General features: G+C 66.8%; 12 protein-coding genes. 4 read left to right on the top strand and 8 right to left on the bottom strand.

The features are described 5' to 3' along the window. Positions 1 to 128: 128 nt before the first annotated feature. Complete coding sequence (locus ACZK29_RS03365) at positions 129 to 1646, top strand: amidohydrolase family protein (protein WP_478446670.1); 1518 nt, start codon at positions 129 to 131, stop codon at positions 1644 to 1646. 6 nt (positions 1647 to 1652) lie between these two features. Here the strand turns inward: ACZK29_RS03365 and ACZK29_RS03360 are convergent, their stop codons facing one another. The 3 genes from ACZK29_RS03360 to ACZK29_RS03350 are packed head-to-tail and all read right to left on the bottom strand — an operon-like array spanning position 1653 to position 4378. Further along, entirely contained in the window at positions 1653 to 2384 is a 732-nt protein-coding gene (locus ACZK29_RS03360) for a LytR/AlgR family response regulator transcription factor (protein WP_459047841.1), read from the bottom strand. Next, complete coding sequence (locus tag ACZK29_RS03355) at positions 2381 to 3427, bottom strand: sensor histidine kinase (RefSeq protein WP_478446669.1); 1047 nt, start codon at positions 3425 to 3427, stop codon at positions 2381 to 2383. Before ACZK29_RS03355 ends, ACZK29_RS03360 begins: the two co-directional genes overlap by 4 nt. 24 nt (positions 3428 to 3451) lie before the next feature. After that, complete coding sequence (locus ACZK29_RS03350; RefSeq protein ID WP_111205202.1) at positions 3452 to 4378, bottom strand: alpha/beta fold hydrolase; 927 nt, start codon at positions 4376 to 4378, stop codon at positions 3452 to 3454. 203 nt (positions 4379 to 4581) lie between these two features. Between ACZK29_RS03350 and metF the strand changes: the two genes are divergently transcribed. Together metF and ACZK29_RS03340 are read left to right on the top strand one after the other, a co-directional pair. Then, on the top strand, positions 4582 to 5409 hold the full coding sequence (metF, locus tag ACZK29_RS03345) for a methylenetetrahydrofolate reductase [NAD(P)H] (protein ID WP_111205201.1): 828 nt from the start codon (positions 4582 to 4584) through the stop codon (positions 5407 to 5409). A 40-nt stretch (positions 5410 to 5449) separates the two neighbouring features. Continuing rightward, positions 5450 to 6034: a DUF4124 domain-containing protein gene (locus ACZK29_RS03340; RefSeq protein WP_111205200.1), complete on the top strand. Its 585-nt coding sequence runs from the start codon at positions 5450 to 5452 to the stop codon at positions 6032 to 6034. 87 nt (positions 6035 to 6121) lie between these two features. Here ACZK29_RS03340 and ACZK29_RS03335 read toward each other — a convergent pair whose 3' ends face one another. From ACZK29_RS03335 to ACZK29_RS03325, 3 genes are all read right to left on the bottom strand, one after another. Further along, positions 6122 to 7078 (bottom strand): Nudix family hydrolase, encoded by a 957-nt coding sequence (locus tag ACZK29_RS03335; RefSeq protein WP_164146636.1) that lies wholly within the window; start codon positions 7076 to 7078, stop codon positions 6122 to 6124. Positions 7079 to 7179: 101 nt separating this feature from the next. Next, positions 7180 to 9912, bottom strand: a complete 2733-nt coding sequence (gene secA, locus ACZK29_RS03330) for a preprotein translocase subunit SecA (RefSeq protein WP_111205198.1) — start codon at positions 9910 to 9912, stop codon at positions 7180 to 7182. Positions 9913 to 10116: 204 nt separating this feature from the next. Further along, positions 10117 to 11073 (bottom strand): M23 family metallopeptidase, encoded by a 957-nt coding sequence (locus ACZK29_RS03325; protein WP_033834438.1) that lies wholly within the window; start codon positions 11071 to 11073, stop codon positions 10117 to 10119. 12 nt (positions 11074 to 11085) lie between these two features. Between ACZK29_RS03325 and ACZK29_RS03320 the strand changes: the two genes are divergently transcribed. Next, complete coding sequence (locus ACZK29_RS03320; RefSeq protein ID WP_111205197.1) at positions 11086 to 11535, top strand: DciA family protein; 450 nt, start codon at positions 11086 to 11088, stop codon at positions 11533 to 11535. A 282-nt stretch (positions 11536 to 11817) separates the two neighbouring features. Here ACZK29_RS03320 and lpxC read toward each other — a convergent pair whose 3' ends face one another. Both lpxC and ftsZ read right to left on the bottom strand, forming a co-directional pair. Beyond that, positions 11818 to 12729: a UDP-3-O-acyl-N-acetylglucosamine deacetylase gene (gene lpxC / locus ACZK29_RS03315; RefSeq protein ID WP_004143722.1), complete on the bottom strand. Its 912-nt coding sequence runs from the start codon at positions 12727 to 12729 to the stop codon at positions 11818 to 11820. A 193-nt stretch (positions 12730 to 12922) separates the two neighbouring features. Further along, the gene (gene ftsZ / locus ACZK29_RS03310; RefSeq protein ID WP_049428898.1) at positions 12923 to 14158 is read right to left on the bottom strand and encodes a cell division protein FtsZ; all 1236 of its coding nucleotides are present in this window, start codon (positions 14156 to 14158) and stop codon (positions 12923 to 12925) included. Positions 14159 to 14291 lie beyond the last annotated feature (133 nt).

The raw sequence follows: 14291 nt of genomic DNA, 5'->3' as shown, positions 1-14291 counted from the left end.
CGTGATGGGGAATCTGCTGCACAGGGTAACCGCCGCGGAGGCACGGCGGGCGGGATGCCGATGGTCACTGGCAGCGGCCCCCATGTTGCCGCACCCTGCTGACGACCCACTACAAGGACCGTCGGCTCATGGATGCAGCACGCGCGTTACCCCGTCCTGCTCGCCGTCGTCGCTGGCCACGCGTGCTGGCAGCCCTCCTGCTGGCACCACCGCTGATGTTCACCGCCGCCCTGCTCTGGCCGCTGCCGGCACCTCCCCTGCCCGCCCCCGGCAACAGCCGCGTGATCGTCAACGTACGGGTGGTGGACGTGCACAACGGCATTGCAGGCGAGCCGACCAGCGTCACGCTGCGCAACGGCATCATCACCGCCATCGGCAATGATGCACACGACACGGCGCTGCCCGTGCTCGATGCCGGCGGCCGCTGGCTGGTGCCCGGCTTCTGGGACATGCATACCCATGCACTGCAACTGTCACCGCAACTGCAGTTCCCGCTGATGCTGGCCAATGGCATTACCGGCACCCGCGACATGATGGACTGCCCGCAGGCTACCGACCCGCTGATCGCCTGCGTGGCCGACAAGCGCCGCTGGACCGCGCAGGCCATCGCCGGACAGCAGGCCGCACCACGCTTCGTACAGGTCGCCAGCTTCTATTTCGAGGATCCGTCGCTCTCGCCGGAGGCTGGCGCGTTGCGGGCACGCACGTACAGCGCGCGAGGTGTCGACGCGCTGAAGGTCTACAACCGGCTGCGTGCGGATACCTACCAGCGGCTGGCCACCGAAGCACGTCAGCTGCACCGCCCACTGGTTGGACACCTGCCCAGGGCGGTGCGGCTGGAAGAGGCCTTGCAGGCGGGGCAGCGCAGCTTCGAACACGCCCATCTGTTCGTACGGCATTGCTTCGACCATGCAGCCGCCTGGCGTGGTGGCACCCTCGACGGCGAAGACCCGACCGCTCTGGCCGAACGGATGGTCAGTGGTTACCAGCCCGCGCTCTGCGACGAAGCGTTCGGCCTGATGCAGGCCAGCGGCGCAGCATTCGTACCGACCCATGTCACCCGGGAGGAGGATGCGCGCGCACGCGATCCCGCCTTCATCAACGATCCACGCCTGGCCTACCTGGATCCACTGTCACGCTGGGCCTGGCGTGACGACCTGGAGGCAACCGCAAGTCGCTACCCCGGGTTGCGCGGCGAAGACGCACTGAAGGCCTACTTCGCGCATGGCCTCGCGCTCACCGGTGCCGCACATCGTGCCGGCGTCACCGTGCTGGTCGGCACCGATACCGGGCTGAGCGGCTTCCGCTACCACGATGAACTGCAGTGGCTGCGGCATGCCGGCATGAGCCGGGCCGACGTACTGCGTGCCTCCACGCTGCAGGCCGCGCGCCATCTGCAGCTGCAGGCATCACATGGCAGCGTCGAGGTCGGCAAGGCCGCCGATCTGGTCCTCCTCGATGGCGACCCGCTGCAGGACAGCGCAAACACCCGTCGCATCCACGCGGTGCTGCTGGCCGGCCATCTCTACGACCGCCCGCGGCTGGATGCGTTGCTGGTGTATGCGCGTTCGCAGGCGCGTTCTCCAGCAGTGATGGCACGCCTGCTGTGGGGCTTCCTCACCAGCCCGGTCAGCGCCGAGCTGTAGCGACCGCTACAACGCCATCCGCTCGCGCAGTTCCCGCGCCTGCCGCCGCGACACGTCCACTTCACTGCCGTCGTCCAGCGTCAGGTCGTAGCCATCGGCAATGCTTGGCGTTACGCCACGAATGCGGCGCAGGTTGACCAGGGTGTTGCGGTTGGCACGGAAGAACAGATCCTGCGGCAGGCGTGCTTCCAGCGCGCTCAGGCTGCGGGTCAGCAACGCGTTCTGGTCGCGGAACCACAACCGGGTGTAGTTGCCATCCACCACCAGCCGGCGGATCTCGGACACCGCCACGAACCAGCAGCGCTCGCCCTCGCGCACGAACACTTGGTCCTGCACGCCCAGCGTGCCACGCAACTCTGGCGCCTCGGCTGAAACCACTTCGCGCTGACGTGCCCGCTCCAGCGCCTCCAGCAACCGGGGTGCTTCCACCGGCTTCACCAGATAGTCCAGCGCATTGGCCTGGAACGCACGCACGGCATAGGTGTCGTAGGCGGTGACGAACACCACCGCCGGCACCGTCTCCAGACCGTCCAGCACATCGAAACCGCTGCCGGAGGGCATCTGCACGTCCAGCAGCACCAGGTCCGGCGCCAGCGTGGCGATCGCCTCGCGCGCGGCGGGCACATCGTCGGCTTCGCCCACGCACTGCACCCAGGGCAACGCCGACAACAGCGTGCGAAGCTCCTGCCGCGCCAGCCGCGCATCATCCACGATCAACACGCGCAGCACGCCACTCATTGCGGAATCTCCAGCAGGGCCTGCATGCGGTCGCCGACCGGCTGCAGTGTGAAACGGCCGCGCGAACCGAGCTGCGCACGCAGGTAGGCCAGGCCGACGCCATGGCCATGGGTGGGTTCGCTGCCGGTGGCACCTGGATTGTCCACCTGCAACCGCAGCACATCATCGGCCAGCGTGGCATGGATCCGCACCTCGCCACCACCCGGGCGACTGGCGACGCCGTGCTTGATCGCGTTCTCGACCAGCAGCTGCAGCGCAATTGCCGGCAGCAGCGCCTGCGTCGCGCCCGCATCGATATGCCGTTGCACCTGCAGGCGCTGTTCGAAGTGGATGGCCTCGATCGCCAGGTAGTCGTCCACCACCGCCAGTTCTTCGGCCAGGGTGACCTGCTCGCTGCGGTTGTGCGCCAGCGCCTGGCGCAGCGTCCGCGACAACCGCGTGACCATGTCGCGCGCACGTTCGGGATCCTCCAGGATCAGCGCGCGCAGATTGTTCAGCGCATTGAACATGAAGTGCGGATTGAGCCGCGCACGCAGCGCGTCACGTTCCAGCGCACTGCGTTCGGCTTCGGCACGCAGGCGCGCCAGTTCGGCACCGCGTATGCGGCGAAGGCTGTGCAGGCTCGCCCAGAGTGCGGTCCACAGTGCCAGCATCACCGCCGTGGTGTACCAGTAGAGCAGCAGCGCCTTGGGGCTGAAGTCGGCCACCTGGCGCCCGATGCCTACCCATCCCCAGGCCAGCGCTGCGTGCAGCGCGATGTTCACCAACGCCTGCGCCAGCGCGGCACCCACGGCCACTGACAGCGCCAGTCGCAGCAGCAACCCGACGGTACCGCGCGACCACCAGCCGGCGCGCAGGGCCAAGGCGCGGATGCCGCCACTGCACCCGAACAGGGTCACCGCCAGGCCGACCGTGATCAGTACACCGGCACTTCCGGCGTCGGCGAGATAGGCATGCCGCAAGCCAAGGCCCGCAGCGCCGTAGAGCGCCCACACCAGTGCATTGAGCAGCCAGAAGCGTACCGACGAAGAGGAATCCCGCATGTCCATTCCGAGGCGTGTTGAAACTCAGGGGTGGCGGTCGAGGAAGGCCTGCACCTGCTCCTGCAGCCAGCGCGGATCATCCCACATCAGGAAGTGGAAGCCCTGCGCGCTCATCGCCACCTGTACGCCCTGCAGCTTGGCGTACTGGGCCAGGAACACCGCGCGGGTGCTTTCCTCGGTACCCCCCATCGGCTGGTAACCGGCCCAGCTGCCCAGCACCAGCGTCGGCGCGTTGATCGAAGCGATGCTGTCACGCAGGTCGGTGGTCATCACCGCATGCATGGCATCAGCCGTGGTCTGGCGGTCGCTGGCTTCGCCCCAGCGGCCCAGTTCGGCCTGCCGCTGCGGGTCGCGGGTCATGCCCGGCAGGCCGGCTTTCAGCTGCGCCTGCCACTGCGCGGCATCGGCGGCGAGCATGCCCTTGCGCAGCTGGTCGGCCATCGGCCGCACGCTGTCTGCGGTGGCGTTCGGGTCACGCGCCGCCGGCAGGAACGGCAATGCATCAACCACCACCAACGCGCTGACCGCCTTCGGCTCGGCCTGCGCCATCTGCAGGCCCAGCAGACCGCCCAGGCTGTGTCCGATCACCACCACCGGGCCCAGGTGCTGGTCATGCAAGTGGGCCAGCAACTGCTCGCGCATGGCCGGCAGGAATTCGGCCGGGCGCGGGTCGGCGGGCGCGGCGCTGGCAAAGCCCGGCAGCTGCACCAGGTGGCACTGCACGTTCTCCAGCGCCAGGCAGGTCTCGCGCCAGACCTCGGCGCTGCTGTTGAGGCCGGGGATCATCAGCAGCGGGCGACCTTTGCCGACCACTTCGACCTGCACCTTGCCGGTGCCGGTGGCGGCGGCCGCATGGGCCGGACCGGAGCCCAGCACGGCCATCGCCATGCCGATCATCGCCAGCCGGGCCAGCGCCTTCATTGCGTACCAGAGTGCCAGGAAGATCTTCATCGTATGCTCCTTCAGCGGGTGGGTGTTGCCGGGATGGGAGCAGCGTGGGCCCGGCCGACGCATACCGGTTGCGATTTCGGAGCAGCGGCCGGACGGCGGGGCGAACGGTCGCAGGCTGGGGATGGCGGGCCCTCACGCGATTGTCAAACATCCATCTTGATGAAGCGATATACTGCTTCGCACCTGCCGCCGCCGCCCGCGCCATGACCGCCATCAGCTTCGAGTTCTATCCGCCCAAGACCGACGAACAGCGCAGCCAGCTGGACCGCGCCGCGGCCAAGCTGAAGGACTATGGCCCCGAGTACGTGTCCTGTACCTTCGGCGCCGGTGGCTCGACCCTGAGCTATACCTCCGAGACCGTGCGCCACCTCAACCAGCACCATGGGTTCGACGCCGCGCCGCACCTGTCCTGCGTCGGTGGCACCCGCCAGGAGATCCGCGAACTGCTCAAGCTGTACCGCGCCATCGGCTGCCGCCGCTTGGTCGCGCTGCGCGGTGACCTGCCCTCGGGCATGGGCTTCCCCGGCGACATGCGCTATGCCGCCGAGCTGATCGAGTTCATCCGCACCGAGCACGGCGATGCGTTCCACATCGAAGTGGGCGCGTATCCGGAAACACATCCGCAGGCGACCGATGCGCTGGCCGACCTGAAGCACTTCAAGGCCAAGATCGATGCCGGTGCCGATGCGGCGATCACCCAGTACTTCTTCAACCCGGATGCCTACTTCCACTTCGTCGATGAAGTGCGCCGGCTCGGCGTGCAGGTGCCGATCACGCCCGGCATCATGCCGATCGCCAACTTCAGCCAGCTGCGCCGCTTCTCCGAGCAGTGCGGCGCGGAAATTCCGCGCTGGATCGGCCGCAAGATGCAGGCCTACGGCGATGACGCCGAGTCTGTACGCGCGTTCGGCACCGAAGTGGTGGCCAGGCTGTGCCAGCGCCTGATCGAAGGTGGCGCGCCTGGCCTGCATTTCTACACCTTGAACCTGGCCAAGCCGACCACTTCAGTGCTGAAACTGCTGCGGGGCTGAAAGCACGCCATGCGGACCTGATCAGCGCTACCCTTCGCTGATGATCCGCCTTTCCCTCCTGCTGGTGCTGTTGCCGCTGTGCGCGATGGCCCACGTTGCCCACGCGCAGTCCTCGCGCCTGAACCGCTGCACCGATGCGCAGGGCCAGAGCGTGTATACCGACCGGCCCTGCGACAGCGTGGGCGCACGGTCACGGCTGCCGCCGCCCTCCCCCACCGGCAACACCGCACCGCGCGACACGCTGGGTGCACGCTGCCCGCGCCGGCTGAGCGAGCTCGTGGACGCATTGCGCAACGGCATCCTCAGCAACGACGTCAATCGGCTGTCTTCACTGTACCTGTGGGGCCCGGTGTCCGACGCGAGCGCGCAGCGCATTCTCGGCCAACTGGAATCGCTGGCACGGCGGCCGCTGGTGGACGTGGTGCCGGTGTATCCGCGGCAGGACCAGGTCGCAGTGCCGGAGGAGGGTCAGAGCCCTGCTGCGCAGGGCTCCGACCCTGAGCCGCCGGCCGCGCGCCATCCGGTCGGCCTGCGCCTGGAGCAGACGTTGCCGGGCAGCGTTGCGCGCGCCTCGACGGTGCTGGGATTGCGGCGGCAGTACGGGTGTTTCTGGATCACGTTGTGATCGCGGGCATCCATCCACGCATGGCGTGGATCTACTGTTTCCATTCCACAGGGTAGCGCCGGGCCATGCCCGGCGACCAACGCGGCGTTACTCCGGCCACAACCCACGAATGGCGGCGATGCCCTGCCCGCCGTGGCGACGTGCTTCGGTGATGTGGCCGCTGCCCATGCCGCCCAGGGCGTAGATCGGCAGCGATACCTGCGCACGCAGTTCGGCAAAGGCATCCCAACCCAGCGGCGAGGCATCGGGATGGCTGGCGGTGGCCTGCACCGGGCCAAGCACCGCGAAGTCGCAGCCCAGCTGCTGTGCGGCCTGCAGCTGCTGCAGGTCGTGGCAGGATGCGGCCACCAGCTGGCCTTCGGGGAGTGGACGCTGCGACAGTTCCAGCACCTGTTCGCTGCCCAGGTGTACGCCCACGCCCAACGCACGCGCCAGTTCGATATCGCGATTGAGCAACCATTGCACACCGCTGCGGCGATGCGCACGCACGACCTGCTCGACCATCGCCTGCCGCTGCGGATGCGCCGGCGGCAGGCGCAGCTGGATGCGCTGCTGGCCGCCTGCTACCGCACGCTGCAGCTGCTCATGCCACTGCTGTACGCCGTCATCATCGTCGGCCGGCGCCGGGGTGATCAGGTAGCGGTCGGGTTGGCGCAGGGCGGCCACCACCGGCAGATCGGCCGGCGGCATCGAATAGCGGCCCAGCTTGTCCGGCGCCACCCAGGTGATCGCCTGGCCCTCGCGCCCGCGTGGCGTGCCCTTCCAGCTGCGCACATGGCGCACTTCCAGGGTCAGGTGCTTGTCCGGGTAGCGCTGCGGCACGTCCATCAGCCACTCGCCGACATCGGCCTCGATGCCCAGCTCCTCCCGCAGTTCGCGCACCAGCGCCTGTTCGGAGGTCTCGCCGGATTCGCGCTTGCCGCCCGGAAACTCCCACAGGCCGGCCATGTCGCGGTTCTCGGTTCGGCGGTTGAGCAGCACGCGGCCACGGGCGTCGGTGATGACGGCGGCCACGACATGGATCGATCGGGTGGGGGAAGGCATGGGGGAAGCATGCCCAGAACAGGGCGGCCCGCGCAATCTCGGATCTGGCCAGGATCATGCGCCGCAAAAGAAAAGCCCCGCTTTCGCGGGGCTCTTCGGGATCAGCTCAGCTGGCCGTGGCAGTGCTTGTACTTCTTGCCACTGCCGCACGGGCACGGATCATTGCGGCCGATCTTCGGCTCGTCGCGCTGCAGCTGCGCCACGCCCTGCTGGGCGGCCTGTACCTGCGCGGCTTCCTCGTCGGCGCTGTAGCCACCCATGTCCTGGTGCTGGAACTGCGACTGGCGCAGGCGGGCTTCCACCTGCTGGCGCTCGGCCGCTTCCAGCGCCTGCACTTCTTCGTCGCTGCGCACGCGCACGCGCGACAGCAGGGTCACCACTTCGCGCTTGACGTTCTCCAGCATGTCCGAGAACAGCTCGAAGGCTTCCTTCTTGTATTCCTGCTTCGGCTGCTTCTGCGCGTAACCACGCAGATAGATGCCCTGGCGCAGGTAGTCCATGCGCGCCAGGTGCTCCTTCCAGCTCTGGTCCAGCACGGTCAGCATCACGTGCTTCTCCAGCGCGCGCATGGTCTCTTCGCCCACGCCGGCTTCCTTCTCGGCGAAGTGCTGGTTGACGCGTTCCTGCACCTTGGCGGCAATCGCCTCGGCGTCCAGTTCCTCGTGTTCCTTGACCAGGCCGGTCAGCGACATCTGCAGGCCGAAGTCCGACTCCAGGGTCGCCTCAAGGCCACGCAGGTCCCACTGCTCGTCGATCGAGTTCGGCGGCACGAAGCGGGCGACCACATCGAAGATCACGTCGTCGCGGATGCCGTCGACGTTGCCCTTCACCGACTCGGCGTCCAGCAGCTCGTCGCGCTGGGCGTAGATCACCTTGCGCTGGTCGTTGTTGACGTCGTCGAAGTCCAGCAGGTTCTTGCGGATGTCGAAGTTGTGGGCCTCGACCTTGCGCTGCGCCTTTTCGATCTGGCGGCTGACCAGGCGATCCTCGATGACGTCGTCTTCCTTCATGCCCATCATGCGCATGGCCTTCTGCACCCAGTCGGAGGCGAAGATGCGCATCAGGTTGTCTTCCAGCGACAGGTAGAAGCGGGACGAACCCGGGTCACCCTGGCGGCCCGAACGGCCACGCAACTGGTTGTCGATACGACGCGATTCGTGGCGCTCGGTGCCGACGATGTGCAGGCCGCCGGCAGCCTTCACCGCATCGTGGCGCTTCTGCCATTCGGCCTTGACCGCGGCCTTCTGCTCGTCGGTCGCGTCCTCGCCCAGGGCGTGGATCTCGGCTTCCAGCGAACCGCCCAGCACGATGTCGGTACCACGGCCGGCCATGTTGGTGGCGATGGTCACGGCGGCCGGACGACCGGCATTGGCGACGATGGTCGCTTCGCGGTCGTGCTGCTTGGCGTTGAGCACCTCGTGCTTCACGCCGGCCTTGCTCAGGTGCTCGGACAGCATTTCCGAGGTTTCGATCGAGGTGGTACCCACCAGCACCGGCTGGCCGCGCTTGGCGCACTCTTCGATGTCGGCCAGCACCGCGTTGAACTTGCCCTTGCGGTTGAGGAACACCTGGTCCGGGCTGTCCTTGCGGATGGTCGGGCGGTTGGTCGGAATCACCACCACTTCCAGGCCATAGATGCTCTGGAATTCGAACGCTTCGGTATCGGCCGTACCGGTCATGCCGGACAGCTTCTTGTACATGCGGAACAGGTTCTGGAAGGTGATGCTGGCCAGCGTCTGGTTCTCGCGCTGGACCGGCACGCCTTCCTTCGCCTCCACCGCCTGGTGCAGGCCGTCGGACCAGCGGCGGCCGGCCAGGGTACGGCCGGTGAATTCGTCGACGATGACCACTTCGCCGTCGCGCACGATGTAGTCCACGTCGCGCTGGTAGATGGCGTGCGCGCGCAGCGCGGCATTGAGGTGGTGCACGACGGTCAGGTTCTGCGCCGCGTACAGGCCTTCGGTCTCGCCATCGAGGATGCCGGCTTCGACCAGCAGCTGCTCGGCGTGCTCCATGCCCGCTTCGGACAGGTGCACCTGCTTGCCCTTCTCGTCGACCCAGAAATCGCCCTCGCCGTCTTCCGCTTCCTGCTTGACCAGGTTCGGCACGACGCGGTTGACGCGGATGTACAGCTCCGGGGAGTCATCGGCCGGACCGGAGATGATCAGCGGGGTACGCGCTTCGTCGATCAGGATGGAGTCGACTTCGTCGACGATGGCGTAGTGCAGGCCGCGCTGGTAGCGGTCGGCCTTGGACAGCGCCATGTTGTCGCGCAGGTAGTCGAAACCGAATTCGTTGTTGGTGCCGTAGGTGATGTCGGCGGCATAGGCTTCGCGCTTGTCGCTGTGCGGCATGCCCGGGTAGACCACGCCCACGCTCAGGCCCAGCCAGTTGTACAGCTTGCCCATCTGCGCGGCGTCGCGGCGGGCCAGGTAGTCGTTCACGGTGACCACGTGCACGCCCTTGCCTTCCAGTGCGTTGAGGTACACCGGCAGGGTCGCCACCAGGGTCTTGCCTTCACCGGTGCGCATTTCTGCGATCTTGCCCAGGTGAAGCACCATGCCGCCGATCAGCTGCACGTCGTAGTGGCGCATGCCCAGCACGCGGCGGCCGGCTTCGCGGCAGACCGCGAAGGCTTCCGGCAGCACCTTGTCCAGGGCTTCACCGTCGGCGATGCGCTGCTTGAACTCCGGCGTCTTGGCCTGAAGCTGCTCGTCGGAAAGCTTCTCGATCTCCGGCTCCAGCGCATTGATCTTGGCGACGATGCGGTTGAGCTGGCGCAGCTGTCGTTCGTTACGACTGCCAAATACGCGGGTAAGCAGGCTGTTGATCATTGAAGGAACCGGGTTGGATGGACACGACGCCCGGCCTCCCCCTTGGGATCCGTCCGCCGCAAACGAAACAGGGCGCCTGGCGCCCTGTCGATGGCAACACCCATTGTAGCTTGGGACGGGCGGCTGAGGTTTCAAGCGCCGATCGGGTCGCGATCGCCCCGGATTCGGCAAACCGGTAGCGCCGGGCCATGCCCGGCGTTGGAATCAACCGCGGCTGACCCGCCCGACCGGCGTGTTGCCGCCGTCGCCGAGGAACTTGCGTGGGTTGACCACGTTGCCGTTCTCCCACACCTCGAAGTGCACGTGGGCGCCGGTCGAACGGCCGGTGGAACCGGCCTTGGCCACTTCCTGGCCCGCACGGACCAGGTCACCGGCCTTCACCACCAAGCGCGAATTGTGCGCGTAGCGGGTGACGTAGCCATTACCGTGGTCGACGTCGACCACGTTGCCGTAGCCGCCCTTCACACCGGCGAAGCTGACCACGCCCTCGGCCACGGCCATCACCGGGTCACCGACCTTGGCGTGGAAGTCCATGCCCTTGTGGGTGGCGGCACCGCGGCCGAACGGGTCGGCACGGGTGCCGAAGCCGGAGGTCACGTAGCTGTTGCGGATCGGCATGCGCGAGGGCACGGCGTTCTGCTGCAGCTGGTGGTCGAACATCAGCGATTCCATCACCGACAGCTGGCGACCTGAAGCAGCGAAGCGCTGCTCCAGCACCTGTAAGTCGGCGTTGACGTCCTTGACCGGGATGTCGCTGGTCGGGCCGCCGGCGTCACCATCACCGAGGCCAGGGGTCTCGTTGAAGTCGAACTCGCCATCTTCCAGCTTGCCCATCTGGGTCAGCCGTTCGCCAAGGGCGTTCAGGCGGGTGGCCTGCGCCTGCAGCTCGCCGAGGCGGGCCGCCAGCGCGTTGACCTGGGTCTGCGCATCGCGCTTGACCTTGGCCAGTTCCGCATCCTGGCGCTCGACCTTGGCCTGCAGCCGGGAATCATTCAGCGCGCTGGCGCCAATGCCGCCAGCAAGGCCGATAATGCAGCCTACCCCAAGCACGCTGCCCAGCAGGGCACGGGGGCGGTCCTCGAAATAGAACCGCAAACGCGCGATCGGCGACGACTTGGCCTGTCCTTCACGCGTTTTGATTACGATCTTTTTGAATGCCATCAGTGAGTTTTCATGTCTGAGCCGAAATCCAGCGTTCGCCCCGCGTCAGTGCCGAAACCGGCGCTGGATGCGGTGATGGCGGACAAAAGCGGGAACCCGCTGCGGCGTGCCTTGTGGCTCGACGCGCTGGACCGTCAGTTGCGCCCCCAGTTGCCGCCACCTCTGCGCAGCCGTTGCCGGCTGGCCAATGTGGACGGGGAACACCTCGTTTTTCTCGTCGAGTCCCCGGTCTGGCATGCCAAGTTGCGGCTTGCCGAGGCCCAGTTGCTCGACGCGGCCCGTTCCATCGGGCTGAAGGCCACCAGGGTGACCATCAAGACTGCGTCCACCACTCCCTCACGCTCCCCAGCGATCGACAACCGGAATGGCCCCCACGCAGTTTCAGCCGCCACGCACAAAGGGCTACGCGACGCCTTGGCTTGCCTGCAGGACGTTCCTTCGAAGCCGAAGAAGCAGTCCTGACGACAACGGAGCATCCGGCTCCGCTCCCCGTCGCGCGTGTCACCACGGCGTGAAACATTTCGGGGGCCGGGTCGCATCCTAGCTGCCATCCGGGGGCCTGTCGTTAGATTGTTGTTAAAACCGCGTTAAATTCAGGCTTCCGATCCAACAGGTTCACAAAACCGTGACCTCGAACCGGCCTTGATGGCCGTCAAGCATGCTGAATGCGATGCGCGTTGCGGAAACGACAACGCCGCCCTTCCGGGCGGCGCTTTTGTCTTTACATTCAACAACCTGCAGGAATCAGGCGTAGGCCGGCGTGGCGTATTCGACCGGATCCGGCGTGGCCGGCGAGTCGAAGCTGACCCATTCCCAGGCGGTGGCGTCGGCCATCAGTGCCCGCACCAGCTTGTTGTTGAGCGCATGGCCGGACTTGAAGCCCTCGTAGGCGCCCAGCACCTGGCCACCGGCCAGATAGAGGTCGCCGATCGCGTCGAGGATCTTGTGGCGCACGAATTCGTCGGCGTAGCGCAGGCCGTCTTCGTTGAGCACGCGGAACTCGTCCAGCACGATGGCGTTGTCCATCGAACCGCCCAGGCCCAGGTTGCGCTCGCGCATGTATTCCAGGTCGCGCATGAAGCCGAAGGTGCGCGCGCGGGAGATTTCCTTGGTGTAGGCCAGCGTCGAGAACTCGATTTCCTGGCGCGACTGCTTGGCCGGGATCATCGGGTGGTCGAACTGGATGGTGAAGCCCAGCTTGTAGCCCTCATAGGGGGTGAAGCGGGCCACCTTGTCGCCCTCGGTCACTTCCACGGTCTTCAGCACGCGGATGAAGCGCTTGGGCGCATCCTGTTCCACGATGCCCGCCGACTGCAGCAGGAACACGAACGGGCCGGCCGAACCGTCCATGATCGGCAGCTCGGCCGAGGACAGTTCGACGATGATGTTGTCGACGCCCAGGCCGGCCAGCGCCGACATCAGGTGTTCGACGGTCTGGATCTTGGCGTCGTTGCAGGTCAGGCCGGTGCACAGGGTCACTTCGGTGACCAGCTCGGCCTTGGCCGGCACTTCCACCACCGGGTCCAGGTCCACGCGGCGGAACACGATGCCATGGTTGACCGGTGCCGGGCGCAGGGTCATGTAGACCTTGTCACCGCTGTGCAGGCCAACGCCGGTGGCGCGGATCGTGTTCTTGAGGGTGCGTTGCTGGATCATGGGGGATGGACCGGAAGTGACACATTAGATTAACACGCACGGTCCCCTACCCCGGCTGAAAGGCAGGCAGGACACACCGGCGCGCCAATGGGACGCACATGAAGCAGGGCGGCCGGGCCCATCCTGGCCCGGCGCCCGCGTTTTCAGGACATGGTGGCGCAACCCGGGGAGGACAACCCCGGGCCCGGGCCGCTTAGTCCGCCTGACGGCGCAGGAACGCCGGGATGTCCAGGTAATCGTTGGGCAGTTCAGCGGCCGCCGGAGCCGAAGCGGCCGGAGCCGACGGCGCAGAAGCGGAAGCGGTGTCGCTGCTGGCACGACGCAGGCCAAGGCCCATGCCGCCCACGGCCTTGGACACGGCGTCGCCGCCGTTGTCGAAGTCGCCGAACTCCGGCTGGCCGGTGGTGGCGTTGCGGACCAGCTTGATCGGCGCACGCTCGCCCGGACGCTGGGTCTTGCTGGCCGACACGCGGTTCAGGCCGGTGGCAACCACGGTCACGCGCACTTCGTCCTGCATGTCCGGGTCGAGCACGGTGCCGACCACCACGGTGGCGTCTTCCGAAGCGAAGCCGTCGATGGTGCGGCCGATCTCGTCGAACTCGGCCATGGTGAAGTCCGCACCGGCGGTGATGTTGACCAGGATGCCGTTGGCACCGGCCAGGTTCACGTCGTCCAGCAGCGGGTTCTGGATGGCCGATTCGGCAGCGGCCTGGGCGCGGTCATCGCCACGGGCGGTGCCGGTACCCATCATCGCCAGGCCCATTTCGGACATGACGGTGCGCACGTCGGCGAAGTCGACGTTGATCAGGCCCGGACGCACGATCAGGTCGGCGATGCCCTGCACGGCGCCCTGCAGCACGTCGTTGGCGGCGCGGAAGGCCTGGATCATGGTCGCGTTGCGGCCCAGCACGGTGATCAGCTTCTCATTCGGAATGGTGATCAGCGAGTCGCAGTGCTGGCTCAGTTCCTCGATGCCCTTCAGCGCCACCTGCATGCGGCGACGGCCTTCGAACGGGAACGGCTTGGTGACCACGGCCACGGTCAGGATGCCCATTTCCTTGGCCAGCTGCGCCACCACCGGTGCAGCGCCGGTACCGGTGCCACCGCCCATGCCGGCGGTGATGAACACCATGTCCGCACCCTGCAGGGCGTCCATGATGCGCTCACGGTCTTCCAGCGCGGCCTGGCGGCCGACTTCCGGGTTCGCGCCTGCGCCCAGGCCCTTGGTCACGTTGGTACCCAGCTGCAGCTGCAGCTTGGCACCGCAATTCTTGATGGCCTGCGAGTCGGTGTTGGCGGTGATGAATTCCACGCCATCCACTGCCGAGTTGACCATGTGCGCCACGGCATTGCCGCCGCCGCCGCCCACGCCAACCACCTTGATCACCGCATTGGGTGCCATCTTTTCGATCAGTTCAAAATGCGCCATGTCCGTGTCCTCGTTGTATCCGCTTTGGCTGGCATGAGCATTCGGGCGTCCTGCCGTCCTGCTGCATGCCGACGTTGCGGCTGTGTGGGTTGTGTGTTGCCGGTGTTGCGTTGTGATGCGGGTACTGCGGGTA

The sequence above is a fragment of the Stenotrophomonas sp. 89682_Sma genome (assembly GCF_056481405.1).
The sequence above is the reverse complement of the archived record's forward strand: the minus strand, read 5'-3'. Positions and strand labels throughout refer to the sequence as shown.